This window comes from Pseudomonas sp. 51_B, assembly GCF_017491595.1.
In the GTDB taxonomy this organism is placed as follows: domain Bacteria; phylum Pseudomonadota; class Gammaproteobacteria; order Pseudomonadales; family Pseudomonadaceae; genus Aquipseudomonas; species Aquipseudomonas promysalinigenes.
The window spans coordinates 1-231 of the sequence record NZ_JAFGYW010000645.1 but is presented as its reverse complement, the minus strand read 5'-3'; the positions used below and the strand labels follow the sequence as shown (position 1 = coordinate 231).

Genomic DNA, 231 nt, shown 5'->3' with positions numbered 1-231 from the left:
TGATCTTCGTGGTCATTGCCGCTTTCGCGTTTCGCGACGATATCTTCACGCGCGAGATTTGGGGCCAGAGCAACCCGCAGTTCGGCAATGTGCTGAGCCAGGTGCGCAACATGATGCTGGTCACCGTCTGGGTGTTCATCGGCATCGAAGGCGCAAGCATCTTCTCGTCACGGGCGGAAAAACGCTCCGACGTGGGCAAGGCCACGGTCATCGGCTTCATCACCGTGTTGC

The 231-nt window shown here is 58.9% G+C and carries 1 protein-coding gene; it reads left to right on the top strand.

Features of this window, described 5'->3' with window-relative positions; genetic code table 11:
- Nucleotides 1–231, top strand: a 231-nt coding sequence (locus J5M56_RS26545; RefSeq protein WP_207938259.1) for an amino acid permease, incomplete at both ends; no start/stop codon positions are given.